Annotated in this window: 25 protein-coding genes and 2 pseudogenes; 13 read left to right on the top strand and 14 right to left on the bottom strand. The window is 71.7% G+C overall.

The window, feature by feature from the left end; all coding sequences use genetic code 11:
- Window positions 1–35: 35 nt before the first annotated feature.
- The 3 genes from JUB12_RS06910 to JUB12_RS06920 are packed head-to-tail and all read right to left on the bottom strand — an operon-like array spanning window position 36 to window position 1,725.
- A complete protein-coding gene (locus JUB12_RS06910; RefSeq protein ID WP_205698889.1) occupies window positions 36–311 on the bottom strand; it encodes a cytochrome C oxidase subunit IV family protein in 276 nt (91 codons plus the stop codon).
- Window positions 308–958 carry a cytochrome c oxidase subunit 3 gene (locus tag JUB12_RS06915; protein WP_205698890.1) on the bottom strand — a complete coding sequence of 217 codons (651 nt, stop codon included), beginning with the start codon at window positions 956–958 and terminating at the stop codon, window positions 308–310. The genes JUB12_RS06910 and JUB12_RS06915 overlap by 4 nt, the downstream gene beginning before the upstream one ends.
- On the bottom strand, window positions 955–1,725 hold the full coding sequence (locus JUB12_RS06920; RefSeq protein WP_205698891.1) for a hypothetical protein: 771 nt from the start codon (window positions 1,723–1,725) through the stop codon (window positions 955–957). The genes JUB12_RS06915 and JUB12_RS06920 overlap by 4 nt, the downstream gene beginning before the upstream one ends.
- Before the next feature lie 100 nt (window positions 1,726–1,825).
- On the opposite strand from JUB12_RS06920, the gene JUB12_RS06925 reads away from it, so the two are divergent.
- Genes JUB12_RS06925 through JUB12_RS06935 form a run of 3 tightly spaced genes read left to right on the top strand, consistent with a single transcriptional unit; the run spans window position 1,826 to window position 3,918 of the window.
- Window positions 1,826–2,428 (top strand): TetR/AcrR family transcriptional regulator, encoded by a 603-nt coding sequence (locus JUB12_RS06925; RefSeq protein ID WP_205698892.1) that lies wholly within the window; start codon window positions 1,826–1,828, stop codon window positions 2,426–2,428.
- Window positions 2,429–2,467: 39 nt separating this feature from the next.
- On the top strand, window positions 2,468–3,052 hold the full coding sequence (locus JUB12_RS06930; RefSeq protein ID WP_205698893.1) for a carboxymuconolactone decarboxylase family protein: 585 nt from the start codon (window positions 2,468–2,470) through the stop codon (window positions 3,050–3,052).
- The gene (locus tag JUB12_RS06935; RefSeq protein ID WP_205698894.1) at window positions 3,049–3,918 is read left to right on the top strand and encodes an RNA polymerase sigma-70 factor; all 870 of its coding nucleotides are present in this window, start codon (window positions 3,049–3,051) and stop codon (window positions 3,916–3,918) included. The genes JUB12_RS06930 and JUB12_RS06935 overlap by 4 nt, the downstream gene beginning before the upstream one ends.
- A 5-nt stretch (window positions 3,919–3,923) precedes the next feature.
- Here the strand turns inward: JUB12_RS06935 and JUB12_RS06940 are convergent, their stop codons facing one another.
- Complete coding sequence (locus JUB12_RS06940) at window positions 3,924–6,413, bottom strand: DUF6351 family protein (RefSeq protein ID WP_205698895.1); 2,490 nt, start codon at window positions 6,411–6,413, stop codon at window positions 3,924–3,926.
- Window positions 6,414–6,482: 69 nt separating this feature from the next.
- Here JUB12_RS06940 and JUB12_RS06945 point away from each other — a divergent pair, with 69 nt between their 5' ends.
- From JUB12_RS06945 to JUB12_RS06975, 7 genes are all read left to right on the top strand, one after another.
- On the top strand, window positions 6,483–7,382 hold the full coding sequence (locus JUB12_RS06945) for a mechanosensitive ion channel family protein (RefSeq protein ID WP_205698896.1): 900 nt from the start codon (window positions 6,483–6,485) through the stop codon (window positions 7,380–7,382).
- The gene (locus JUB12_RS06950) at window positions 7,379–7,819 is read left to right on the top strand and encodes a hypothetical protein (RefSeq protein ID WP_205698897.1); all 441 of its coding nucleotides are present in this window, start codon (window positions 7,379–7,381) and stop codon (window positions 7,817–7,819) included. The genes JUB12_RS06945 and JUB12_RS06950 overlap by 4 nt, the downstream gene beginning before the upstream one ends.
- Before the next feature lie 32 nt (window positions 7,820–7,851).
- Complete coding sequence (gene nudC / locus JUB12_RS06955) at window positions 7,852–8,751, top strand: NAD(+) diphosphatase (RefSeq protein WP_205698898.1); 900 nt, start codon at window positions 7,852–7,854, stop codon at window positions 8,749–8,751.
- 12 nt (window positions 8,752–8,763) lie between these two features.
- Complete coding sequence (locus JUB12_RS06960; RefSeq protein WP_205698899.1) at window positions 8,764–9,258, top strand: CinA family protein; 495 nt, start codon at window positions 8,764–8,766, stop codon at window positions 9,256–9,258.
- A gap of 511 nt (window positions 9,259–9,769) precedes the next feature.
- Entirely contained in the window at window positions 9,770–9,925 is a 156-nt protein-coding gene (locus tag JUB12_RS06965) for a hypothetical protein (RefSeq protein ID WP_205698900.1), read from the top strand.
- The gene (locus JUB12_RS06970; protein WP_205698901.1) at window positions 9,922–10,119 is read left to right on the top strand and encodes a hypothetical protein; all 198 of its coding nucleotides are present in this window, start codon (window positions 9,922–9,924) and stop codon (window positions 10,117–10,119) included. The genes JUB12_RS06965 and JUB12_RS06970 overlap by 4 nt, the downstream gene beginning before the upstream one ends.
- Window positions 10,120–10,171: 52 nt before the next feature.
- Window positions 10,172–11,347 (top strand): SGNH/GDSL hydrolase family protein, encoded by a 1,176-nt coding sequence (locus tag JUB12_RS06975; RefSeq protein WP_205698902.1) that lies wholly within the window; start codon window positions 10,172–10,174, stop codon window positions 11,345–11,347.
- A gap of 18 nt (window positions 11,348–11,365) precedes the next feature.
- On the opposite strand, the gene JUB12_RS21935 is transcribed toward JUB12_RS06975, so the two are convergent.
- The 6 genes and pseudogenes from JUB12_RS21935 to JUB12_RS06995 all read right to left on the bottom strand — a co-directional run bounded on the left by JUB12_RS21935 (window position 11,366) and on the right by JUB12_RS06995 (window position 15,305).
- The gene (locus tag JUB12_RS21935; RefSeq protein WP_241004449.1) at window positions 11,366–12,643 is read right to left on the bottom strand and encodes a hypothetical protein; all 1,278 of its coding nucleotides are present in this window, start codon (window positions 12,641–12,643) and stop codon (window positions 11,366–11,368) included.
- 73 nt (window positions 12,644–12,716) lie between these two features.
- Window positions 12,717–12,947 (bottom strand): helix-turn-helix domain-containing protein, encoded by a 231-nt coding sequence (locus JUB12_RS21940; RefSeq protein WP_241004450.1) that lies wholly within the window; start codon window positions 12,945–12,947, stop codon window positions 12,717–12,719.
- Between the two features lie 161 nt (window positions 12,948–13,108).
- Window positions 13,109–13,399, bottom strand: a pseudogene (locus tag JUB12_RS22320) (PucR family transcriptional regulator); the annotation flags it as partial.
- A gap of 3 nt (window positions 13,400–13,402) precedes the next feature.
- Entirely contained in the window at window positions 13,403–13,621 is a 219-nt protein-coding gene (locus JUB12_RS06985; protein WP_205698904.1) for a hypothetical protein, read from the bottom strand.
- 20 nt (window positions 13,622–13,641) lie between these two features.
- A complete protein-coding gene (locus tag JUB12_RS06990) occupies window positions 13,642–14,535 on the bottom strand; it encodes a hypothetical protein (RefSeq protein ID WP_205698905.1) in 894 nt (297 codons plus the stop codon).
- Window positions 14,536–14,828: 293 nt separating this feature from the next.
- Window positions 14,829–15,305 (bottom strand): hypothetical protein, encoded by a 477-nt coding sequence (locus tag JUB12_RS06995; protein ID WP_205698906.1) that lies wholly within the window; start codon window positions 15,303–15,305, stop codon window positions 14,829–14,831.
- Window positions 15,306–15,724: 419 nt separating this feature from the next.
- On the opposite strand from JUB12_RS06995, the gene JUB12_RS07000 reads away from it, so the two are divergent.
- Both JUB12_RS07000 and JUB12_RS07005 read left to right on the top strand, forming a co-directional pair.
- A complete protein-coding gene (locus JUB12_RS07000) occupies window positions 15,725–17,110 on the top strand; it encodes an RNA-directed DNA polymerase (RefSeq protein ID WP_205698907.1) in 1,386 nt (461 codons plus the stop codon).
- Between the two features lie 3 nt (window positions 17,111–17,113).
- Window positions 17,114–18,217 carry a hypothetical protein gene (locus JUB12_RS07005; protein ID WP_205698908.1) on the top strand — a complete coding sequence of 368 codons (1,104 nt, stop codon included), beginning with the start codon at window positions 17,114–17,116 and terminating at the stop codon, window positions 18,215–18,217.
- A gap of 122 nt (window positions 18,218–18,339) precedes the next feature.
- Here the strand turns inward: JUB12_RS07005 and JUB12_RS07010 are convergent, their stop codons facing one another.
- The 4 genes and pseudogenes from JUB12_RS07010 to JUB12_RS22325 all read right to left on the bottom strand — a co-directional run.
- Window positions 18,340–21,402, bottom strand: coding sequence for a type I restriction endonuclease subunit R (locus tag JUB12_RS07010; protein WP_205698909.1), 3,063 nt, complete (start codon window positions 21,400–21,402; stop codon window positions 18,340–18,342).
- Entirely contained in the window at window positions 21,399–22,715 is a 1,317-nt protein-coding gene (locus tag JUB12_RS07015) for a hypothetical protein (protein WP_205698910.1), read from the bottom strand. Before JUB12_RS07015 ends, JUB12_RS07010 begins: the two co-directional genes overlap by 4 nt.
- Window positions 22,712–24,487 (bottom strand): class I SAM-dependent DNA methyltransferase, encoded by a 1,776-nt coding sequence (locus tag JUB12_RS07020; RefSeq protein WP_205698911.1) that lies wholly within the window; start codon window positions 24,485–24,487, stop codon window positions 22,712–22,714. The genes JUB12_RS07015 and JUB12_RS07020 overlap by 4 nt, the downstream gene beginning before the upstream one ends.
- Before the next feature lie 92 nt (window positions 24,488–24,579).
- Window positions 24,580–24,891: pseudogene (locus tag JUB12_RS22325) on the bottom strand (hypothetical protein); the annotation flags it as partial.
- On the opposite strand from JUB12_RS22325, the gene JUB12_RS07025 reads away from it, so the two are divergent.
- Complete coding sequence (locus tag JUB12_RS07025) at window positions 24,890–25,198, top strand: hypothetical protein (RefSeq protein ID WP_205698912.1); 309 nt, start codon at window positions 24,890–24,892, stop codon at window positions 25,196–25,198. The pseudogene JUB12_RS22325 and the gene JUB12_RS07025 overlap by 2 nt on opposite strands.
- Window positions 25,199–25,330: the final 132 nt, after the last annotated feature.

A 25,330-nucleotide genomic window follows, 5' to 3' on the forward strand; every position in this document is an offset into this window, starting at 1 on the left:
GTACAGGCTGTCCAGCCGAGGTGTGGGAGCGGGCCTCAGACCGCGAGGTAGAGCACCACGAGCGCGCCGCCGACGGCCAGGCACCAGCCGTCCAGGACGCGGCGCAGGGCGAGCGGGGCTCCGCGGACCTCCATGAACTCGCGGCCGACCCATCGGGCCTTGAGCAGCGCGACCGCGAGAGCGACGGCGGCGCCGGCGTGGACGGCGCCCGTCGCCTGGTGGTGCGCCCCCACCGCCCACGACAGGACGGTCGCCGCCACGAGGACCGTCCAGGTGACGAGCTGGCGGCGGTCGAACGCGGCGGCGCTCATGCGGCGGCCATGTAGAGCAGCGGGAAGATGAGCAGCCACAGCAGGTCGACCATGTGCCAGTAGCCCGCCGCGCACTCCACCACGAGCTCGTCGCGCGGCCGGCGCGCGGGCCGGCGCACGGTGCGCCACAACAGCGCGAGCGCCCCCACGCCCACGACCAGGTGCAGGGCGTGCACCCCGGTGATGGCGAAGTAGTACATGAAGAAGTCCGCGCGCTCGGGCGTGTCGCCGGCGCCGAGCAGCTCGGCCCACTCCAGGCCCTTGACGGCCAGGAAGGCCGCGGCGCAGGCGAGCGTGAGGGCGACGAACCGGCGGGCGTCGCGCTCGCCGCCCTCGAGGCGGAACGCCCGCACGGCCGAGGCGACGAAGAGCGAGCTGGTGAGCAGCACCAGCGTGTTGAGGACGCCGAGGCCCGGCGACAGCGCGCTCCCCGCCTCGGCGAAGCCCGCCGGGTCGCCGCCGCGGGCGACGAGGTACGCGCCGAAGAACAGCGCGAAGACGGTCATGTCGCCCAGCAGCAGGACCCACAGTCCTGCCTCGCCCGGGACGCGCCCCGCCGCCGGCCGGACCGGCGCCGACGACGCGGCCGCCACGGGGCGCCGGGCCCGCGGGGGCGGCGGCTGGAGGAAGGCGGGGAGGTCGCTCACACGCCCTCGAGGCGCTGCTGCTGCAGGACGGCCCGCCGTGTCGCCCAGGCCATGATCGGCAGCCAGAGGCCGTAGGTCACCGTGGGGATCCAGAACGCCGCGAGCCCCTGCACGGCGAACGGCCCGGAGTGGAAGAAGCCGAGCAGGACGTCGGGCAGGAACGAGGCCGCGATCAGCAGGTTGGCCCAGGCCACCCACCGCGGGAAGACCGGCTCGGCCGCGTCGTCGGAGAACGTCGTGACCGCGATCGCGACGTTCTGCACCACGAAGGGCGCGATCGGGATGAGGAACATCACCCACGCGAGGTCGTGCAGCGTGCGCGTCAGGGCCGGGTCGCGGTCGGCGCGGTAGGCCGCCACGAGCATGATGAGCAGCGGGACGGTGAGCATCACCCACACCACCGCGCCCGCGACGAGCTGGAGGAACGCCATCGTCGGGTGGCGTCCCTCGACGCGCAGCATCTGCATCGAGATGGCCGCCACGAGCGGTCCGACCAGGCCGATCGCGAGGAACGACACGACGATGCCGGCGATGCGCAGGTCCGTGTGCTCGGCGTAGAACGCAGCGATCTGCGCGTCGCTGTGGTTGGCCGGCTGCGGGGGCATGAGCCCCGTGCCGAAGAGCGCCAGGAGCACGACGGGCGGCACGAGGAAGGCGAGGGTCGCCGCCCAGCGCTGGACGGCCATGGCGCGGGCCAGGCGCCGCAGCTCGTGCGCGTCCTCGCCGAGCGGCGCCGCGGCTTCGGGGACGACCGCCACCGCGCTCACGGCCGCGGCCTCCCCACCGTCTCGACCAGCTGCATGGCGCGACGCTAGCGCAACTTAGTTGTCGCGTGGCAATAAGTTCGGTCCCGGCTACGATCGCGACGTGCCGCGCCCCCGCCGGACCCAGCAGGAACGCGTCGAGGAGTCCACCGCCCGGCTCTTCCGCGCCGCGGTCGAGCTCATCGCCGAGGGCGGCTACGAGGCCGCCACCGCCGCCGAGATCGGCCGGCGCGCCGGCTACAGCCGGTCGATGGTGCGGGCCCGCTTCGGCTCCAAGGAGCAGCTCATCGACGCCGTGCTGCGCTCGGCCTACGAGGCGCCGTTGACCAGGTCGCCCGACGACGACGCCTCCGGCCTGGAGCGCGTCCTGGCGCGGCTCGACACGGTCGCCGCCCTCGTCGAGGACGACCCCGCGCTGATGCGCACGATCTTCTCCGTCGAGTTCGTCGCCGCGGGCAGGGGGTCGGCCCTCACCGACCGCGTCGCCGCGTGGGTCGCGGGCCTGCGCGCCGACGTCCTGGCCGCGGTGCTCGACGGCCAGGCCGACGGCTCGGTGCGCCCGGAGCTCGACGCCGAGACCACGGCGCACGCCATCGTCGCCGAGGGCATCGGCTCCGCGTTCATGTGGACCGTGAACCCCGACGAGGACTTCCGGGCGCGGATCCCGCAGTGGCGGGAGCGCACGCGCGCGGCGCTCGAGGCGTGAGGGCTGTCACGCGGCGGTCGCGGGCGGTGTCTCCGTGCCATGACGACCACCACCCACCGCATCCCGCCCGCCGAGCTCAGCGGCCTCTCCGGCGCGCTCGTCAAGCGCATGGCCCGCAGGAAGGTCGGCCGCGTCCCGGACTCGCTCGGCGTCGCGTGGCACAACCGCAGGGTCATGCGGTTCATGTTCGGGCTCGGGCGCAAGGCCGAGCGCTGGGACGCCTGCGACGCGCAGCTCAAGGCCTTCGCGCACATGGCGACGGCGAGCGTCGTGGGCTGCAGCGCCTGCCTGGACTTCGGCTACTACCAGGCCCACCACGCGGGGCTGGACCTGGCCAAGGCGCGGCAGGTGCCGGTGTGGCGGGGCTCGGACGCGTTCACGGCGCTCGAGCGCGACGTCCTCGAGTACGCGGAGGCCATGGCCCAGACGCCGACGGCGGTGACCGACGAGCTGTCGACGCGCCTGCGCGAGGCGCTCGGTGCGCCGGCGCTCGTGGAGCTGACGGCGTTCATCGCGCTTGCGAACCTCTACAGCCGCATGAACACCGCCCTGGGCATGGAGTCCGAGGGGCTGTCGGCCTCCTGCGACCTGCCACCGCTGACCCTGGCGACGGCGACGGCATGAGCGACGACCCCTGGGTCGCCCACCGCAGCCTGCTCTTCACCGTCGCCTACGAGCTGCTGGGCTCGGCGGCCGACGCGGAGGACGTGGTGCAGGAGACGTGGCTGCGGTGGGACGCGGTCGACCGGGCGCAGGTGCGCGACCCGCGGGCCTACCTCGTCCAGGTCGTCACCCGGCAGGCGCTCAACCGGCTGCGGACGCTCGCGCGCCGGCGCGAGGACTACGTCGGCGAGTGGCTGCCCGAGCCGGTGCTCACGAGCCCCGACGTCGCGGAGGACGTCGAGCTGGCCGAGAGCCTCTCGCTGGCGACGCTCACGGTGCTCGAGACGCTCGGGCCGGCGGAGCGGGCGGTGTTCGTGCTGCGCGAGGTCTTCGACGTGCCCTACGACGAGATCGCGGCCGCGGTCGGCAAGCGCCCGGCCGCGGTCCGCCAGATCGCGCATCGGGCGCGCGAGCACGTGGCGGCGCGCCGGCCCCGGATGGCGGTCGACCGCGCCGAGCACCGGCGCGTGCTCGACCGCTTCGTGGCCGCGGTCCAGGACGGCGACGTGCAGGGGCTGCTCGACGTGCTGGCCCCGGACGTCGTCCTGCTCGCCGACGGCGGGGGCGAGGTCCAGGCCGTGCGCGTGCCCGTGCACGGCAGCCGCAAGGTGGCGCGCCTGCTGTCGCTCTTCCCGCAGCGCGCGCCGGGCGTGCGCATCGGCCGCGTGTGGCTCAACGGCGCGCCGGCCGCGCGGGTCGACCCGGCCGGCGAGTTCGACACCGCCGTGAGCGTCGCCGTCGCCGAGGGCCGGATCACCCACCTCTTCCTCGTGCGCAACCCCCGCAAGCTCCAGCGGCTCACCGACGAGGTCGTCGTCAGCCGGTGAGCCGGTCAGCGCGCCCGGCAGACCTCGAAGCGGCGGGTCTTCGCCACCCGCTTGCCGCCCTTGGTCCTGCCCGCGACGCGCACCCGCACCGTCCCGTCGGGGAAGCGCGAGAGCCGGACCGCCCGGCGCAGGCCCTTGCCGCGCAGGCGCTTCACGCGCGCGCCGTTGACCGTGACCGTCGCCGTGCGCAGCCACCGGGACGGCAGCGTGACGCGCAGCGCCCGGAGGTCCTTGCAGCTGCGCGACGGCGCCGGCGCGCCGAGCGGCTCGCCGCCGAAGACCGCCTTGCCCCGCGCGTCGCCGTAGCGCAGCCAGGGCACGGTCGGGACCTGGTCGACCCCCCGCGCCGACCAGTCGCACACGCCCTCCGGGAACGCGCGCTCGAGCCGGCGCCACTGCGACGCGGTGAACGACGCGCGGTAGTCCGAGGACGACAGCGGACGCAGACGGCACTTGTTCTGGTCGGTGGAGAGCGGCTCGCCCGCGATCGTGCGCGGGGTGCCGTACACCGGCACGACCACCGGGCCGCAGAGCCCGTCGGCGACCTTCGTGCCGTTGCCGTTGGAGCACTGGTCGCGGACGTCGGCGGGTCGGTTCGCGCGGACCTTCTGGGCCAGCGTGCGATCCGACCGGTCGGCCTGGACCGCGCCGAGCCAGCGGTCCATCGCGACGAGGGCCTGGGCCGTGTAGTGCAGGTCGCCGACGATCGGCACCGGGCCCTGCCACATCACCTGGTTGGCCGCGGTGCCGTGCTCGCGCACGAGGCGCTCGCGCAGCGCGAACGCGCGGTAGCTGTCGTGCGCCAGGCCGGGGTCGTTCGGGCCGGCGAGGTTGATGATCGGCACCCGGTCGAGGTGGTCGGCCTGGTTGACGATCCCGGTCCGGTAGGCGTTGGCCAGCGCCGGGCGGTCGGCCACCGTGCGGGCGGCCCGCGGCCGGAAGTCGACGTCGAGGCCGCCGATGGCCTCGTTGAGCTCGACGAACTGCTCGGGCGTGATCCGCCCGCCGCGCAGGGCGCCCAGGCCGTACTGCACGCCGACGTTGTCGACCGGCAGGCCGGCGAAGCCCCGGCCGGCCGCGCGCTCCTGCGGGCTCCACACCGCCGGGTCGCGCGGGCCCAGGAGGTTCATCGCCCAGTCGATGATCCCGCAGCGCACCCCGCCCGGCCGGTGCTGGGCGTCGTAGACCTCGTCGCGCTCGATGCCTGGGCACCGGTCGTCGGGCGCGGCGAGCCCGAAGTACGCCGCCGCGCTCACGCCCCAGTTCGCGCCGACCGGGAGGTTCAGGACGCCGTCGCCCGCGATCGCGGCGACGTGGGCGGTCGTCCAGCCCGCGCGCCGCGGCGCGACGACGCCGATGACGGTGTTCAGCGGGACGCCGCCGACGTCCCCGGTCCCGGGGCCGGAGATCGGCACGCCGAGGAAGTTCGCCAGCAGCGCGTAGTCCATGATCTGCTGCGCCGTGGAGCCGGCGTCCGGGAACGTGCACTGCGTGATGAGGCCGTCGTAGAGGCCGGGGTACGCGTTGGCGATCCAGAGCTGCGCGAGCGATCCGCCCGAGCAGCCGGTGCCGATGACGTAGCGCACGTCGCCGAGGCGCTCGACCACCCGCTCCTTGGCCATCATGATCGACTCGGCCTGGAGCGCCGGGTTGCAGTTCACGCCCGAGTTCGCGAGCGCCGTCGCCATGACGGTGAAGCCGCGGCCGAGCGCGACGACGGAGCTGTCCGGCGTCCCCACCCCGTCGAGCGTCCCGGAGTAGTCGGTGAACGGCGGGTCGGTCGGGCGGTACGCCGTCCCGCAGCTGCCGCCGTGCATGACCAGCACCTTGCCGTTGTACGAGCGCGGCGGCGCGAAGCGGTCCCAGGTGGTGCCGGGCTGGAAGAGGCTGTCGATGCGGTAGCGGCTGCGGTCCTGGTAGCCGACCTCGGAGCGCACGATGAACGGGACGGTCGCGCCGGTGTCGGTCGTCGTCGTCGCGACGTCGCTCGGCGGGCTGGCCGGGTCGTAGGGCTCGAGCAGCGACCGGCCGCGGGGCTGGTAGAGGAAGCGCACCTTCGGCGGCTCGTTGCACTGCCGGTCGACCGCCGTGGGCTGGCAGGTCCACGGCTGCAGCTGCGGGCCGGAGAAGACCGGCCCGCCGTTGGGGTGGTTGGTGACCTCGAGCCGCGCGCCGCGGCCCCCGGGCAGCGTGGCGGTGAGGACGTTGCGCCCGTCGGCGAGCCCCTCGACGAGGCCCTCGACCCGGCCGCTCGCGCGCTTGGCGAACGCCCCCGTCACGTCGCGCCGGCCGAGGCGGACCCTGAGGCCGTCCGCGGAGACGCCGGGTGCCAGGTCGACGGCGACGAGCGCGTCGCCCGCGGAGACGAGGTCGGCGCGGTTGGAGAGCACCTCGAGCTCCAGCGCGGGCGGCGCCGCGCTCGCGCTGCCCGCGCCCAGCGCCGCCAGGGCAGCCGCCAGCAGCCCCACCCGGCGCACGTCGAACGTCCTCGCCATCCTGACCCTGCCTCTCCGTCGTGGCTCCCCACCTCCGACGCGCCGACCATACGCGACCGAGCTGGCAGGATGGAACGCATCGCCCTGCCGGCCGCCGACATCACGCCGCTCGACGACCTCGACGTCTGGATCCGGGGCGAGCTGCTGGAGATCGTCCTGCTCATCCTCGGGTCGGTCCTGCTGGGCCGCTTCATCGGCTGGTTCCGCGACCGGCTGCTGCGCCGCATCGCCGAGGGCCAGGACGAGGACGCGCTGGTGCGCTCGGAGACCAGCAAGCACCGCCGCGCCGTCGTGCAGATCCTCGCGTGGAGCGCCGTCGTGCTCATGTGGACGATCACCGCGGCGCTCGTCGTCCACCGCTTCGGCATCCCGTTCGCGAGCCTGGCCGCGCCGCTCGCGGCCGGCGGCGTCGCCCTCGGCCTGGGCGCCCAGCGGCTCGTGAGCGACCTCATCGGCGGCGGCTTCATCATCGCCGAGCGCCAGTACGGCGTCGGCGACCTGATCGACATCGCCCCCACGCCGAACACGGCGGGCGCGACCGGCACGGTCGAGGACGTGACGCTGCGCATCACCCGGCTGCGGACCGCGGGCGGCGAGCGGGTGATCATCCCCAACGGCCAGATCGTCCAGGTCACGAACCTCTCCAGCGACTGGGCCCGCGCGGTCGTCGACGTCCCGCTGCAGCTGGGCACCGACCTCGGCCAGGCCACCGAGCTGCTGCGCGAGGTCGGCGCCGCCGCCTACGCCGACGACGAGGTCCGCCAGCTGCTGCTCGACGAGCCGTCGGTCATGGGCGTCGAGCGCTTCGAGGCCGACGAGGTGACGCTGCGCGTCGTCGCCCGGACCCTGCCCGGCAAGCAGTTCGAGGTCGCGCGCCTGCTGCGGGTCCGCATCGCCCAGGCCCTGCAGCAGGCCGGCATGAGCTCGTCCCCCGACAGCGCGGCCGGCACGCCGACGGCGGACGCATGAGTGACGGCCGCCGGATCCCGCCGACCGTCCTGGGCGGTCGCATGCGCACCTCGACGGCGGTGCTGGCCTTCGTCTTCGCCGCGGTGCTGGCGCTCTACGTCGTCGTCCGCCCGCCGCCCGAGACCGGCCCGAGCAGCCGGCCGGCTGCCGCCGCCCGCGCGCTCGAGCGCGAGCAGGAGCGCGAGCGGGAGGAGCGCGAACGGTCGCGCACCGTCCCGACCGCGCCGCAGACGACCACCACCACGACGCCGACCACGACCGAGCCGCGGGAGCCGCGCACGACGACGTCGACGACGCCGCGCACCACGCCGACGACGCCGCGGACGACCACGGCGCCGGCGACGACGCCCACGACGCCCGAGGGCGAGGGCGAGCCGCCGGTGACCGAGACGACGCCGGTCGCGCCCGAGGCGCCCGAGACCACGCCGGCGCCGTGAGCGCCCGAGGCGCGCGCGGGTAGCCTGGCGCCGTGCCTCTCCACGCGCCGATCGTCCCCACCTTCGCCGGAGGGACGCTCGACCGGGCGGGCCACCGGCGCACCGACGCGGCGTGGCAGGAGCAGGCCCGGCAGGACGCGAGCGCGCGCGTGGTCGTCGTCGGCCGCGCGGGCATCGGCGTCACCGATGGACCTGCGGGCCCCGACGCGATCTTCCTCGGGCTCGACGGCGAGCGTCCCGTCTTCGCGCGGGCGGCGGACGGCGGCGACGGCTCGCCGGTCGAGCTGCGCGACCTGCGCGGCCTCGCCGCCCGGGCCGACGCCGCCGAGGCGGGCCTGCTCGCCCACGCGCAGGCGATGGTCGGCTGGCACGCGGCCACCGCGTTCTGCGGCCGCTGCGGGACGGCGACGCAGGCCGGCGAGGCCGGCCACGTCCGGACCTGCGCCAACGGCCACCAGCACCACCCGCGCACCGACCCGGTCGTCATCGTCGTCGTCGCCGACCGCGAGGGCGACCGGCTCCTGCTGGGCCGCCAGCCGTCCTGGCCCGCCGGGCGCTTCTCGGCGCTCGCGGGGTTCGTCGAGCCGGGCGAGACGCTCGAGGCCGCGGTCGCCCGCGAGGTCGCCGAGGAGGCCGGCGTCGCGGTGCGCGACGTCCGCTACGTGGCCGGACAGCCCTGGCCGTTCCCCGCGAACCTCATGCTGGGCTTCGAGGCGACCTGGGACGGCGGCGAGGCCCATGTCGCCGACCCCGAGCTGGAGGCGGTTCGCTGGTTCACGCGCGAGGAGGTCGCCGCGGCCGCGCGCCACGAGGAGCCGTGGCCGACCGAGGGCGCGCCGCCGCCGCCCCAGGTGGAGACCGACCTCATCCTGCCGCCGTCGATGGCCATCGCCCGCGACCTCGTCGACGGCTGGCTCGCCGCCGGCGCCTAGGCCGCGCGCGCCATGGCCCCGCTGCCCACCACCCTCACCGAGCCCGCCGCCGCGGTGGCCCAGCGCCTCGAGGACCGCGGCGAGACGCTCGCGCTGGCCGAGTCCTCCGGCGGCGGCCTCGTCACCGCCGCCCTCATCGCCGTCCCGGGCGCCTCGGCCTTCCACCGCGGGGGCGTCGTCATCTACACGCTGGGCGGGGCGAAGGCCCTCCTGGCCGACGCCCGCCCCCTCGACGAGGGCGTGCGCAGCGCGTCCGAGCCCTTCGCGGTGTGGCTCGCCTCGGCGGTCGCCACGAAGCTCCGCGCCGACTGGGGCTTCGGCGAGACGGGCGCCAGCGGCCCGACCGGCAACCCCTACGGCGACCCCGCCGGCCACTCGTGGCTCGCGGTGCACGGCCCCGACGGCCCGAGCACGCGGCACGTCCTCACCGGCGACGACGACCGCGCGGCGAACATGGAGGCCTTCGCCGCTGCGGGGCTCGCGCTGCTGCTCGACCGGTTGGGCTAGCGCGCCACCGCCCTAGGCCGCGGGCGCGTGCGCCCCGGGCACGGCCGGCGAGGTCGCTCGCGGCTCGGGGCCGCGCTCGCCCTCCGGAGGGCAGGCGGTGTCGCAGCTCCAGCAGCTGGCGTCCTGACGCGCCAGGGGTCGCTGGCAGGCGGCGCAGAGGCGCGGGACGTGCCGGTCGCGCATGCCTCAGCGCTCCGAGGTCCGAGGCACGCTGCGGACGCGGGCCGTGGGCGGTTCGCCGCGGGCGGCACTCCAGGGCCGGGCGGGGGCGGTCTTCATGGCGACGACCTTCCTGAGCGGCGGCACGGCCGTGGGCGGCGTCGCGGTGCTCGAGCGGGATGGAACTGCCCTGTCTCGACGAGCGTACTCCGTCGGGGGTGCCGCCCCAGGGGGGCCCCGCGCGGGGAGGGGTACACTCGACCCTCCGGGCTCTACTGGAAGGTCGTCCATGACCCACGCCTGCTGCCCAGGCTGTCGGCTTCGCGTCTCTCGCGCCGCCGCAGCACACCTCGTGGCCTGTCCCGCATGCGGCGCGCCACTCGAACCCGCCCTCGACGCCGAGCACGTCCTGGGCTTCCGCCTGCTCGACGACGACCTCGGCGAGGCCCTGCCCGTCGCCTTGGCCCAGGCGCTGTCCCACCTCCCGACGGACGAGCCACCGACATGACCGACCACCACCTGCGCATCCTCGCCGTCGCCGCGCGCCTCAGCCAGCGGCGGCTGGAGCAGCACGACGCCGGCGCGTCGCCGGAGGCCGCGGGTCGCGGCGCCCGGCGGCGCGACCTCGTGGCCCGGGCCGCCCGCACCAGGGCGCAGCTCGCCGCGTCGAAGGCGCGGCGACGCCGCACACCAGGGACCTGACGTCGGACGGCCCGCGCGACCCTTCGAGCGTGGCAGGATGCGCACTCCGGGGATGAGCAAGGAGGCGGGCATGTCGATGCAGGTCGTGGGACGGCGGGGACGCCGCCGCGTCGTGCTGGGTCTCGTGGCGGTCGCGGCCGCCGCGCTGGGCGCGACGGGCAGCGCCTCGGCGGCGCCGCTGAAGTACGTGGCGCTCGGCGACTCGTTCAGCGCCGGCTCGGGCGTCGGACCGCCGGACACGAGCGCGTTCCAGGCCTGCATCCGGTCGGACCGCAACTACCCCAAGCTCCTCGCGCGGCGGCTGGGCGCCTCGATCAAGGACGTCACCTGCGCCGGTGCCGACACCCGCGCGTTCCGCAACGCGCAGTACCGCGAGGTCGGACCCCAGCTCAACGCGCTGAGCTCCGACACCGAGCTCGTGACGATGACCATCGGCGGCAACGACAACAGCGTGTTCTTCGGGACGCTCTTCGCCTGCGCGTTCACCGGCGGCCAGGGCGCGTCGTGCGAGCAGCGCTACGCCGCCACGAACGACGAGACGCTGCGCACCAAGACCTTCCCCGCGGTGGTCCAGGCGCTCAAGGACGTCCATGACCGCGCGCCGCGGGCGACCGTGGCGATCCTGACCTACCCGATGCTGCTGCCGCCGACGGGCGGCTGCCGGGCGCGGGTGCCGATCGCCGAGCGCGACGTCCCGTACATCCACCGCCTCCAGCTCCAGCTCAACGAGGTCCTGCGCCAGGCCGCGCGGCAGACGGGCAGCTTCCTCATCGACGTCGAGCCCGCGTCGGTGGGCCACGACGCCTGCCAGGCCGACGGCGTGCGCTGGGTCGAGCCGGCCTCGGGCGGCCAGAACATCCTGCACCCCGGCGCTCCCGGCATGAACGCCATGGCCGCCAAGGCCTTCGACGCGCTCAAGGACCGCCGCGACCAGACGACCTCCGCGGTGCGCGAGGCGACGAGGCCCGGCGTGGTGCTCACCCGGCGCGCCATCGGCAGCCGCCGCCTGCAGGTCGGCTGCACGCTGCGCGCCGCCACGATGCGGTCCTGCACCGTGACGGTGCTCTCGGGCTCGCGCCCGCTGACCACCGTGAAGCTCACGCGGAGCCGGTCGACCCGGACGGTCACCCTGCGCTCGAGCGCGCGGCGGCTGACCCTCAGGGCCACCGCGCTGAGCACGGGCGGGCAGCGCTACACCACCCGGCGCACCTTCACCCGGTCCCGCTGACGCGAGGCCGGGCACCGGTCAGCCCCGCAGCGCCTTGAGGAAGGCGTTGGCGGCGATGCGCTGACCGGGCAGCGAGAAGTGCAGGCCGTCGGGGTCGCGGACCTTCACCCCGTCGATCTCCTCCTGCCAGGTCGTCCCGAAGATCGCGTCCAGGGGCACGAGCTTGAGCTTCGGGCGCCGCGCCGCGACCCGCCGCAGCACGTCGTTGACCGCGGCGATGCCCTCGTCGAGCTCCTTGAACTTGCTCGCCGGCAGCAGCGCCCACACGACCTTGCCCTGGCCGTCGCGGCCCCAGGCGTCGGCCATCCCGTCGACGCGGCGGAAGTACTCCTTGCGCCAGGGCTCGCCGCAGCACTCGACCTTGCCGCCCTTGGGGGTGGTCATCCCGATCGAGTCGGTCCCGCCGAGCAGGACGACGGTCACCGCCGGCTTGAGCTTCGTGGCCTGCTCGCGGGCCAGGGTCGTCCACGGCTTGCCGATGTCCTTCGCCACGCCGGAGCCCGACCGGATGACGCTGGAGACGAGGTACTTCGAGCGCAGCTTCTCGGCGAGGATCGCGCCGATGCCCTGCATCATCGAGTCGCCGGCGACGAGCAGCCGGGGGCGGTTGACCTTGGGCGCGGCGCGGCCGACTCCGACCTGCTGGCGCTGGTGGAAGCGCCCGACGGCGACGTCGAGGTCCAGCAGCCCGACGCGCGAGCCGGCGTCGCGCGTGACGCTGACGGCGCGCTGGCCGGCCTTGAAGACCTCGGTGGAGCACTGACGCCCACCGCCAGCCCGGTGGGTGCAGACCTTGACCTTGACGTCGCCGAGCTGCCAGCGGTCCTTGAGCTTGATCCTCACGCGGCTGCCGGGCTGGACCCGCGAGCGCGTGGTCACCGAGATGCGGTCGCGGCAGTCGGGCGTGCGCCCCTGGTTGGTCGCCTCGATCGTCCGGCCGTCCTTGAGGAAGGCGGTCGCCTTGAAGTAGCGCACGGTGCGGTCGCAGCGCCACGGGATCGGCACCGGCGCGTAGGCGCCGCTCACGTCGCCCCGGCCGACATCGAGCGCGGCGGTCGCCTCGCCCAGCGGCTCCTGGGTCCCGCCCACCTCCTCGACGAAGCGCACGAGCGAGCCGGTGGGGGCGAACATCGCGAGCTTCACGTAGCTCTCGCCGACGCCGACCGTGAGCAGGCTCTCGGGCTCGGCCGGCGGGGTCTGCGCCGGAGCGGTCCCGGTCGCCGCGACCGCACCCGCCGCCAGCGCGATCGCCGCCGCCGTCGCCCCGCCCACCTTCCGTGCCCTGGTCATGCGCATCGCGAGCAGGGTAGAGCGCCCGTTCGCTCGTGAGCGCAGGTCGCTGCGGCGCCCGCGACGAACGGCGCCGGGCTCAGCAGGCCGTCGGAGAGGCGTCGGGCTGGGCCTCGGCTCGCGCCCGCAGGACGTCGAGGAGCATGAGCGCCGCCGAGGTCTCCAGCCGGCGGCTGTCGACCGGCCGTCCGAGGAGGCCGGCGGCCTTCTGGACGCGGTAGGAGATCGTGTTCGTGTGCACCCCGAGGCGTCGGGCCGCCGCCGCGTGGCTCGACCCCTCCTCGAGGTAGACCCGCAGCGTCTCGGCCATCCGGGGGCGCCGTCGTGGTCGGCGCTCAGCGGTCCCAGCTCGCGTGCCACGAACCGCTGCGCGCGCTCGAGGTCCCGGGTCAGGAGGTCGACCAGGGCCACCTCGCGGTAGCTCGTGGCGATCCCCACACAGCGACGTCGCCGGCTCGCCACGCGTTGGCAGACCAGCGCGTCGTCGTGGCTGAGCCGGAAGCCCTCCAGGCCGACCATCGGGTCGCCGATGGCGATGCTGACCGGGCCCGACGCGGTCGAGCGCCAGTCTGCGAGGATCGCGCCGGCATCCAGCGCGTCCCCGCTGAGCCAGCCGGCGAGGATGCCGTGGCCCAGCTCGAGCGTCGTCCGCCCCTCGGCGCCAGCGAGCGCGCGGGCCGCGTCCACCGCCGCCTCGAGCTCCGCCGGGCCGACGTCGTCGGTCTCGGCCCAGCAGACCACGCCCAGGTGCGCGCGCCCCAGCTCCTAGGAGATGCGCCGCGACGCCTCGTCCTGGTCGCGGTGGTCTCCGCGGGCGACGGCACGCAGCTCGTGGGCCCGCGCCGCCTCGGCGGTTCTGAGCCAGTCGGCCAGGGCCGCCTGATGGGCCCCGAGCGCCGCTCCCAGCGTCAGGTCGACGTACCGGAAGGTCCAGTCCAGCAGCGCCCGCGTCGCGGTGTCCAGCGCCTCCGTCGTCGAGGCCATCGCGCTGAGCGCCTCCCGGTCTAGAGCGTCACGATCCGCACGTCCGTCGGGACCGCGCGACTCCTGAACGACAGGCGGCGGCCGTCGAAGTCGAAGCCTCGGTCAGCGGTCTCCGGCGTGGCCACGTCCCGGCTCAGGCGAACCGTCATGCCGCTGTCCAGCCTCACGACGCCGACCTCGGCGCGTCCGTCGGCTAGTTCGCGCAGGTAGCCCAACCGGCGGCCTCGAAGCCGCACCCGGTAGCCACGTGAGGTGGGAAGGCGCAGGTGCTGCACGCGGCGCCCGTCTGCCGGGAAGAACACGACCCGGTAGCCCGGCGCCTTGATGTCCAGCCCCTCACGGCGAACGACCAGGGCCACGCTGCCATCTGGTCCGAGGTCGTAGCCGTTCGGCTCGACGCCTGTGGTGCTGAACGGCGCCACGAGGATCCGCCGCCGCACGTCTTGAGGCCCGTCGCGAGCCACCACGATCTCGGTGCTCTGCTTGCGGCGGTTGTAGCGCACCCAGCTCAGGAATCGGCCGGCGATCCGGCCCCGGCGTGCCGGAACCGGAACGTGAGCACGAGCGCGCAGCTGGAAGTCGCTCACCGCGACACCGCAGCGCGAGCTGATCAACACCTGCGCTCCACTTGTCGCCAGCCCGCCCGGCCGGCAGCCCGTGGCGCGCTGCGCCGGGGAGCCGAACGGCGCCGCAACGACGTACGTCAAGGATGCCGAGAGATCCCACACCAGGGCAGACCAGCCCAGCGGCGTCGCTGACGGCTCGATGCTGAGTTCCGATGGGGGTGCACCGGAGACCAGCGTGGCGAGCACCGACGTGCTCCCCGCGAACGGATGCCGGACCACGGTCGCCGGGCCCGTCTGACCCCTCGTGGCGTAGACGATGCTCTCACCCGCCAGGGCGGGGTAGCTCATCAGACCGGGAGCGGGCAAGACCATCTGACTGGCCGCCCAGCAGACCTGCCCGGACGTACACAGCAAGACGGCGCCGGCCAGCGCCCCGCCACGGAGCACGCGCGTCATCACCACCGCTCAGCCACCAGCTCCAGAACGTCCTCGAGCGGTGCCCCCGGCGCGGCGCACCGCCAGATCGCGGAGGTCTCAGGATGCATCGTGTTCTCGTGAGCTGTTGCAGGACTGCGGAGCCAGTCCAAGATCCTCCAACAGCGCCAGCTTCTGCTCCCCGGCGGCGAACGCCACGCTCGAGATCAGCTCGCTGCCGAGCTCGGGGTCCGCGACGTAGGCCACGAACTCTGGAGCAGCGGGCTGGACCGGAGGTTCTTGGGTGAGCCGCTGAGCCGTTCGATCCAGGACCACCGCGCCGGGTCCCGCACCTGCCGCTGGGTGAGGTGGCCCAGCAGTCGCTCCGCCGCGTCCGCGTAGCCCTCCAGCGCCCGAGGGTCCGTCGAGAGCGGGTGCTCCTCTCCCCAGCGAGGCATCCACAGGTCCCAGTGGGGGAAGTCGCCCACGAGGACGCGCAGGCGCTGCGCCTCGGTCCCAAGGACGACCGCGACCGGATCGGCTGCCGGACCATCAGGGTCGAGCCACAGGCCCAGCATGCACGCCGGTGATCCCAACACGACGCCGCTGAGCGTCGCACAGACAGCCTCGACGTTCACGCGCGTGATGAACCGCAGGTCGTCGACCCGGTCGGCCGGCAGAGCGTTCTCGGCGACGTCGCCCATCTGTGGAGCGAGATCCTGATCGAATCTGCGGGAAGTGGTCCCCGGAGCCGGCGCTTCGAGATGCGCCCGGGGGATCCGAGCGGCGTGCTGGGCGCTTGACGTCGCGTGCCGCAACGACGAAGGGCCCGCACTCGCGGGCCCTTCGCTCAAGTCGGGGATACAGGATTTGAACCTGCGACCGCCCGGCCCCCAGCGCCCCGGGGTGAGTTCCGCTGGGTGCGATTCCCAGCAGTCATGGCGGGCAAGTTACGCCGAGTTCGGCTCCGTGCGGCTCGCTTTGGACCCCGGATTGGACCCCGTCCACACCCATTCTGCAGCCCTTAGAGCCGATCGCGCGAAGCGCCGGTCCCGTGGACCTCGGGAGGACTCCTTGCGCTCGCTCCTCGATTCCATCCCTGCCGAGACCTAAAATCCTCGACATGGCCCTTGCTACCGCGACCCCCACCGCCCTCAGCAACGCGGCCGGCGACCTTTTCGAGGATGTCCTTGGAGCATGGGCCCCGGATGTCGCAGCTTGGGCCGATATCGAGACCCTCCTCAGCGACCCTGGGAATGTCGGGTCCTATGCAGCGCTCCCGATCACGGTCCCTGGAGTCGGTGGCGCGAGTTTCGTGGCGCGGATGCTCCATCCAGCCTTGCACGCGCGGATGCACGCGACGGTTGCGCCCCTGCGTGACACGGTGGACGCTGCTCTGGCCAAGACGGTGTTCGGCTACCGCCGAGGCGCCGAAAAAGGCCATCGCTACGCGGACGACTGGCGTGCGTTCAGCCAGTTCGTCGCCGAGCGAGCCGATAGCAGCTCACATCTCCTTCTGACCGACGTCAAGTCGTTCTTTGGGTCCACGCCGTGGACCACTGTCGAACGGTGCTTGAGGTCCTTCATCGGTGTCGAAGTGCCAGCGCTGTCGGATCTGGGACAGACGATGCACTCCGTCGGTGTCACAACGCTGCCGACGGGATACTCAGATGCTCGGTTCCTGGCCAACATCGTCCTCGCCGTTGCTGAATCGGGCGTAGGGACGACCTACGCTCGGTGGGTCGACGACTATCGCTTTTTCGTCGACGGCCAGGCCGAAGCGCAAGCCGTTCTTGCCGCTCTGGACCAAGGCCTCTACAAGGTCGGTTTGCGGCGCAACCTGGACAAGACCCGGTTGCTGCTTTCCCACGACGCGGTGGAGAGGCACCACCGTACGCTCGCAAGTGTCTACCACCCGGAACGTGACCCGGATGAGGTGGTAGCCGCCCGTCTGCACTCGGTGCTCGAGACCGCGTTGCTGGACCCGATCGCAAACCGCCGACAGCTCCGGTTCGTCCTCCCGCGACTTGCTGCGGAACACGACTCGATCGCAGTCCATTCCGCCCTCAACTTGCTTGAGCATGCGCCTTGGGAGGCACCCAGACTCACGGCCTACCTAGCGGAGTTCGCAACTCACGAAGAGGTTGGTCTCGGCGCCAACGCTTCCCTGAGGGCCGCAGCACTTGCGGGCGACTCGTGGCTCGTCTCGCGCCTAGTACCACTCGTCATTAGGTCTACCGTCGAGCCCGCGACCCTGCGACTTCTTCACGCGGCGATGCCGGCACTTAGGGGAACGCCGGCCTGGGGTCTCGCGCTTCGCCTACTTTCGCTGCACGGTTGCGGAAGCGAGTTCATCACCGACGACGCCGAAGACGGGCGAGCAGTCGTTGCCGCCGCTCGAGATCTGCAGACGCCAATTCCATCGCGGATTGCCCGAGCAGAAGGCCCATTGGTGCGGGCGACGGACCACAGGCCCGCGCCGCTACCTCGTGTAGACACTTTGCTCTGACACGTGGCGCAGGAAAACATCAACGCTTCTGGCTTCGAGTTCTACGAAGGCATCCGCATTGCTATCCCCGGGGCGCAGGTTCTCGGTCTCTACGTCGTTGTGACGGAGACCTTCGCGCTGGATGTTCCGCGGCCGTTTGATGACGCGCTGGCGGGCTTGGTGCTCACTCTCGCAGCGGGTCTATTCCTCTACTTCGTCGATGTCCCGGCACGTTCTCAGATCTACAACGCTGCTCTTCCGCATCGCGTGCTCGAGAAGTGGACTGCGAAGCCTCCCAACGGCGTCTCCACCAGCAACTATTACTTCGTCTTGCTGGACTCCTTCATGCCAGCGGGGATTAGGAGTCGCACGCTGTATTCGGGCTCCATCTTCAAGCTGGGCTTTGAGGCGATTGCCCTGTCGGGTCTCACGGCCGCCGCTGTGATCGGCGTGGCCATCGCCACTGACTCGCCGGCCGCGGCCCGTGAGACCGATCGAACGGTGCTCTGGTTGGCTCTCGGGCTTCACATCGCGGCCGGAGCGCTGGGAGTCAGGGAGGGGTGGACGTTGTCGAAGAAGGAGGGCCGCGCCGACCGTACGCGCGACCTAGCAAAGCGATTCCGGCAGCAAGTGGGTGTCGTGGGCGCAATCGTCCTGGCCCTTGCCGTCGTAGCGATCCTTCACCACACGGTTGTTGAGGACCATTGGTGGTCCGCCGCCGTCGCGATCGGCGGCCCGAGCGGCCTCTGGCTCGCTAGGTACGTCAGCGGTTATCGGCCTGACTCGGCAAAGTCGGCTCGTAGGAACGTTGATCCGCCTGCAGCCGCGCTTCTACTTTGCGCTGCGCTCTCGTCTGCAGTGCTGCTGGCTGCGTGCTCCCTTCCGGATACTTCCGTGCTCGGCACAGGAGCTGCCCTCGGATGGTCGGGCATCGGTCTGTTCGCCCAAGTCCTGCTAGCCCGTCGAGGACACGAGAAGAAACTCTGGGCCGCCTACCACACGCAGCGCGCGTGGATGGAGCTGCGGAAGCCACTACTGGTGAACAATGGCCGACTGGTGCTGCCAGACCCAGTGGCGTTGGACCCGACAGCTGCTGCACCAGGCGCGCCGGGAACCGGCCCGTCCTGAACACCAGGTCGTCCTTGAGCGTCGTCCCTCTTCGCGGTGCGCCCACAGGCTCGCGTCGGCGCGTCGTAGGCCGGGTGGCTTGGCTCAGGTCCTGCGTGCGAGTACTGGCGGATAAGTTGCGGCTAGGACGGCGGGCCGGCGGGCTTCTCAGGACTCGCCGCGGCGTAGCTATCGAAGATTGCGCCGAAGATGAGCTGGCCGGCCCGGGCCCGAAAGTCTTCGTCGTCGAGGAAGGCCTTCAGCAACGTGGCCTGCCGGTCACGGTCTCCGCCGACGGTAAGCGCGGCGTCAATTAGCAGGCCGTCGCGGTCACGGACGAAGTCCTCGCGCGTGTTGTTGGCCGCTTGCTCCTCGAGCTCGGGCTTGGTCTCGCGGATCGTGTCGCGGACGTCGGTGGCGACCTTGAGGAGGTCCATGTCGCCGAGCTCCTGCCCGTAGCGCTCGTTGAAGAGCTCGACGAGTTCGCCGAGCCGACTCATCGGGATCTCGCCGCGTCCCCCAACGCCTCCGTCGTCGGTAATGGACGGCTTCGGCTCGACGACTTCGTCGCCAAGGACAATCTGTTCCGTCCCGAGCTCCTGGAGGCGGTAGTGGGTGAGCACGAGCTCGCCCGCAAGGTCGAGGCCGCCATCGGGGGTGTCGGAGGCCAGGCGTTGCATAAGGACCTTGGCGAACTGGAAGAGCACCTCAGTTCGCGGCGGGGTGTACGGCAGCGCCTGGGAGAGGAACCCGTAGAAGCGAGTGAATCGGTTGAGCGCCTCGCGCAGCAGGAGGCGGGCGTCGGCGTCGAGGTCGCGGGCGGCGTCATACGCGACCTGCGTCGAGATCGACAGGACGGCGTGGCGCCTGTCATCGTCGATCTCCTCAAGCCGTGCCCACGAGTCGGCGGACGCTTCAAGTTCGGCGTCGGTGATGACGCCGTAGTTCATGACGGTGTCGGCGGCGTCGAAGAGGACGTTAGGGTCCGAGGGGACGCCCTCAGTGCGGCCGAAGAACGGCTCGAAGGCCTTACGGATCTCCTCACCGGTGTTGCGGAAGTCCAGGACGTAGACGGCGTCCTTGCCGCGATGCGCGCGGTTCAGACGCGAAAGGGTCTGCACGGCGTTGACGCCGGTGAGCTTCTTGTCGACATACATGCCGCAGAGCCTGGGCTGGTCGAAGCCGGTCTGGTACTTCTCAGCGACGACGAGCACGCCGTAGGCCGGCTTGTCGAACTCCTCGGGCAGCTTGGCCTCCGGCAGCGGCTTGCCGGCCGTCTTATTCATCTCCGACTCGGTGTACTCGAGGCCGACGTTGTCGGCCTCGACGTTGCGAATCTTCACCTCGCCGGAGAACGCGACGAGCGCCTTGACGTCCTCGTGGCCGTGGCGCTCGATCTCCTGGTCGAGGGCGCGCTTCCATTGCACGGCCTCCTCGCGGCTTTCGCAGACGACCATGGCCTTGGCCTCGCCGCCCAGCAGCGGCCGGACGACGCGCTTGAAGTGCTCGACGACGACGGCGGCCTTCTGGCTCTTGACGTACGGGTGCAGCTCGGCGAACCGCGCCAGCCGAGAAGACGCCTGGCCGGCGGGGACCTCGAGCTCCTTGCCGGCCTTGTCCTCCAGCCGGCGCAGCTGCTCGTAGGTCGTGTAGTTCGCGAGGACGTCGAGGATGAAGCCTTCCTCGATGGCCTGCCGCATCGAGTACGTGTGAAACGCCTTGAGACGGTCGTCGGCGCCGCGGGAGCCGAACAGCTCGAGGGTCTTGCCCTTCGGCGTGGCCGTGAAGGCGAAGAACGACAGGTTGGGCTGCTTGCCGCGGGCGGCCAGGCGGGCCAGCAGTGCCGGCGGGGTGCCGTCGTCCTCATCGAGGTCGAGGTCTTCGGGCTTCAGCGACCCGAGGGCCTCCTTGAGATCGGTGGCCGACTCGCCGGTCTGCGACGAGTGCGCCTCATCGACGATGACGGCGTAGCGCTTGTGCTTGAGCGCATCGTCGTCGAGGGCCTTGAGGACGAACGGGAACTTCTGCAGCGTCGTCGTGATGATCTTCGCCTGCTCAGAGCCAAGCGCGTCCTTGAGCTCCGAGGAGCCCTGCGTCACGGAGCGCACGACGCCGGCGACCTGCTCGAACTGGGCGATCTGGTCGCGGAGCTGGCGGTCCAGGACACGGCGGTCGGTGATGACGATGACCTTGTCGAAGACCTTGGCGTCGTCGTCCTGATGCAACGTGGAGAGGTCGTGCGCCAGCCAGGCGATCTCCTTGGTCTTGCCCGAGCCGGCGGAGTGCTGGATGAGGTAGTTCGTGCCCGCCCCATGCACACGGGCGTGGGCCTGGCAGCTCACGACGACGTGCCACTGGTGGTAGCGGGGGAAGATGATCGTCGGGCGCGAGCCCTTCTTGGCCGGGTCGGCCGCCTCGACGTGGACGAACTTCTGGATGAGCTCGAGCCAGCGGTCGCGGTCCCACACCTCGCGCCAGACGTAGGCGGTCGGGTGGCTATCGGCCTGGCCGGGGTTGCCCTTGCCGCCGGGCTCGCCGGCGCCGCCGGAGCCCTGGTTGAACGGCAGGAACGTCGTGCGCTTGCCCTCCAGGCGGGTCGTCATGAACGCCAGCTCGGCGTCCATGGCGAAGTGCACGAAGGCGCGACGCGCGAAGAGCGTGCTCTTCGGGTCGCGGTCCTCGCGGTACTGCTTGATCGCGTGCTCGACCTGCTGGCCGGTCCAGCGGTTCTTCAGCTCGGAGGTGGCGGTCGGCACGCCGTTGACGAACAGGACGAGGTCGACCGACTCGCCGGACTTCGGGTCGAAACGGACCTGGCGCACGACACGCAGTCGGTTGGCGGCGTAGCGGGCCTCGACATCGGCGTCGATGGCGTGCGCCGGCCGCAGCTGGCACAGCGAGAAGGAGACGCCGCGCTCGCTAAAGCCCGTGCGCAGCACGTCCACCGTGCCGGCCCGGTCAAGCTGGGCGGCCAGCCGCTTGAGCACGGCGGAGCGCGCGGCCGTCTCGCCGCCGGTCAGCTTCAGCAACCGCTCCCATTTCTTCGGCTGCGTCTCGGCCAGGAAGCCGACAACGTCCTCGGAGTACAGGCCGAGCTCGGCGTGGTAGCCCTTCGGGTCGCCGGTCACCCAGCCACCTGACCCGGTGAGCTCAGCGACGATCAGGCCCTCAAAGTCCTTCTCCGCCGACGGGATGGTCGAGCTCATGACGCGAGCACCTCCGGCGACTCGCCCTCGCGCACGGCGTGGATGTTCTCCTCCATGCGGGCGTCACTCAACTTCGCGAGATCGAGCCCGCCAGTGACAGCCTTGGTGATGAGCGCCGAGCGGTACTCCTCTAGCTCGCGGTCGAGCGCACCGAGCTCGTCAGTGAACGCGTCCCGCTCGGCGCGGTCCTGATCTGCACACTCGACGAACAGCGCCTGCACGTCCTTCGTCGGAAGCATCATCCGGACCTTGCGAATCTCACCGGCCTCAAGATGCGGGTGAAGCGCTCCGGTGGCCGACCGCATGAGCGCGGCACGTCCCGCGTGCGACTGAAACCACGCTGCCAGGTACTCAGCCGAGACGAGCACCGGATCGACCCTCGCGATCAGCAGCGCGTGGCAGCTCGCCGGGCCGAAGCCAGCAGGCACGAGCGCTGTCTCTCCGAGCTTGCCGGTCTGCACGATCAAGACGTCGCCCTCGCGCAGGCTGATGCGCGGCCGCTCGTCGTGCCATTCCCGTGTCACAAAGAAGGGTCGACGGAAGAAGTCGATCCTTCCGTCCTTGATGTGCGTCGACTGGATGTAGGGGACGCCGTCCTCGACGAGGATGTCCCTTGTCGGCCCGACGAAGCCGTTGGTCAACTGGCGAAGGACGCGACCCAGCAGCGGCGCTCTCCACCCCTCTGGCAAGTCCCCAAAGTCCTCAGGATCGGCCGACGACAGCGCAACACCTCTAGCGGCGAGAAGAGCTGAGACACGACCCGACGAGGACGCTCTCGCAGGCAGCAGCGCGGCGATCTCTCGGCGGACTCCAGCAATCCTGCTCGTCTCTGCGTCAAGGAAATCCGCGATGGCGACCCGGTTCTGCCATGCCGTCTCGGGGATCCGCGTGTCCTTGATGAACGCAGCCGACACGCGCTTGAGCCCGGCCACGCCGAACCAGGAGGCCTGACCCTCCCGTAGGAAGTCCGCAGCCAGTAGCCGGTACTGCAGGTACCGGGTTGCGTCACGGTCGTGAGGTCGCAGAACGAAGACTTCACTGGTTGCTAGAGCCCGACCTCCGTAGAGGCCGCGCGCGATGGCCGTTCGACCGTGGGCGAAGGTAGGCGACACCTTCGGGACGAGCAGATCGCCCTCGGACACGGCGTTGTAGGACTGCACATCGCCCGAGAACTCCACGGTGCGCGAGGGGTCGAAGCGCTCGTCACTCCAGACGGACTCCAACGGGAGGAAGGAGACCACCTCGCCCTGGTCGGCTGGCCCGAAGCCCGACACCGGGGGGTTCAATCGTGCGACGAAGCGGAGTCGCTTCATGCCAGCACGTCCTCCAGCAGCTGACGAACGCGCATCTCACGGGCGCGTAGCTCCGCCTTGATCTCCGCATCTGCCCGGGGCGGCAGGTATCGGTAGAACTGCCGCGTGAACGGAACTTCGTAGCCGATCTTGCCAGCGGCATCCGCCACCCAGGCGTCGGGTGCAAACGGGAGCACCTCCCTCTCGAGGTAGTCATGCACGTCCTCGGTGAGAGGAACCGTTTCCGTGTCGCGCTGCTCAGGATCTGGCACGAAGTTGCCCCTGGCATCGAGGACCGGCTCCGCCTCTGGATCCCGCACCATGCACCGCGCGACGAGTGCCTTGATCAGCGCCGCCGCCGGCTTGGCCATGCCGACGTCCTCGAGCATGCCCTTGACGGCCTTCTTCAGCTCGGCCTCGCCGCCAGGTACCTCGCCGTTGCCGAGCTCGACCATCGCGCGCGAGACGAGCTCGCGTTCGTCGTCGGTGAGCTTCGCAAAGGCCTTGTCCTTAGGCAGCGGCGACCAGGCAGCGGAGTCGAGGATCCACTTGGCGCGCAGCGGCCGGTCAACGGTGATGGTGCGGTAGCCGAACTGCTCGACGGGGACGAGCTTGACGTGCTCGCCCTCCTTCAGGGCGCCGTGCAGGCGGGTGATCTCGGCGATGTGCTCGTCGGTGAGGAAGCGGCGCTTCTCGCCGAGGCTCTTGCGCATCTTCGCCCACATGGCGCGCGCGTCAATGAGCTGGACGATCCCCTCGCGCTCGGGGGCCTTGCGATTGGAAATGAGCCAGACGTAGCTGGCGATGCCGGTGTTGTAGAAGAGCTGCTCGGGGAGGGCGACGATGGCTTCGAGCAGGTCGTTTTCCAGCAGGTACCGCCGGATCTCCGACTCCCCCGAGCCGGCGGCGCCGGTGAAGAGTGGCGAGCCGTTGTGGACGATGGCGATGCGCCCGCCGCCCTCCTCGGGGCTGCGCATCTTCGAGACGAGGTGCAGCAGGAAGAGCAGCTGGCCGTCCGACTTGCGCGGGAGGCCGGGGCCGAAGCGCCCGTGGAAGCCCTGCGCCTCGTGCTCCTCGCGGACGGCCTCCTCGACCTTCGACCAGTCAACGCCGAACGGCGGGTTGGCGATGGCGTAATGGAACTTCTCGCCGCGGTGGCCGTCCTCCGAGAGCGAGTTCCCGTGCACGATGTGGCTGGCGTCCTGACCCTTGATGAGCATGTCGGCCAGGCAGATGGCGTAGGACTCGGAGTTGAGCTCCTGGCCGTAGAGCATCACGTCGGCCGCTGGGTTGAAGCGGTGGATCTGCTCCTCGAGCTCGGAGAGCATCCCGCCGGTGCCGCAAGCGCAGTCGAAGACGCGCCGGCGCACGCCGGGCTGGCGCAGGACGTCGTCGTCGCCGTCCAGGAGGAGGTTGACCATAAGGCGGACGACCTCGCGGGGCGTGTAGTGCTCACCGGCCGTCTCGTTGGAGGCCTCGGCGAAGCGCCGGATGAGCTCCTCGAAGATCGCCCCCATGTCCGCGTTGGAGACCCGGTCGGGGTGCAGATCGACCGCGCAGACTCGGCCGATGACCTTGTAGAGGAGGTTGGCCCCCTTGAGGCGGTCGATCTGACCGTCGAACTCGAACTTGTCGATGGCCTGCCGGGCCAGCGCGGAGTGGCCGTCGATGTACGAGCGCAGCAGGTCGGCGATGTTGCCCGGGTCGTCGAGCAGCTGGTGGAAGCGGAGCCGGTGACGGCTGAAGAACTGCATGCCAGCGACCGAGCGCAGCGCGAGCTCGAGGTTCTCCACGCCGGCGGCCTCCAGCTGGGCGGCGCGCTCGATGACGCGTCGCGGGTCGGCTCCATCATCTGGTCGAGCCGGCGCATGACGACCAGCGGCAAGATGACCTTGCCGTAGTGGGCCTGCTTGTAGTCGCCGCGAAGGAGCTCGGCGATGTTCCAGATGAGGTTGGCGTGGTTGCGGACGTCGGTCATTCGGCCTCGGATTCGTCTTCGCCGCGGGTGTGCGAGCCGTCGCACTTCTATCGGCTCTGCGGTCGCGCATCGAGTCGCACGATGCGGTCGCGTCCTGACGCGGCCGTGTACATGCTCACTCGTCGACACGAGTGCAAATGTGTGCGGGTCTTGGTCGTTTGCGTTGTCGCGACGATTGTCGAGGGGGAAGTTCGGGCGGCTCGCACGACAGAGGGGCATGGGCAAGGGTGAAAGGCGGCGGAACGTAGCGGCGCCGTCGCAGACGGTGTGGCAGACGGCGCGGGTGCGCGTCGATGACGAGACCTGGGCCGAGTGGCGGCACGTGCTCGGGGAGCGGTCGGTGGCCGAGGCACTTGGGGCGTACGTGGAGCTCGAGGTGGCGCGTGCGCGGAAGCGGCGGGCGTCGCGGTCGGAGATCTCGGAGCGCGAGGCCGTCGAGGTGCTCGAGCGGATCGAGGCGACGCAGGCGACCCTCGAGAAACTCGTCAACCGGCTCGAGGGTCGCCTGCCGCTGCGGCGGGACTAGATGCCTGGCAGCCGCGGGCGTTCGTCGGCGCGAGCCGGCGGCGGCGGCTTGGGCTTGAACGCGTCGTTGACCATGGCGACCTCGTGCTCGCTTGGTGCGTAGTAAGCGTAGATCTCGGTGGTCTTCGAGTCG

This window comes from Conexibacter sp. SYSU D00693, from assembly GCF_017084525.1.
Taxonomy (GTDB): Bacteria; Actinomycetota; Thermoleophilia; order Solirubrobacterales; family Solirubrobacteraceae; genus Baekduia.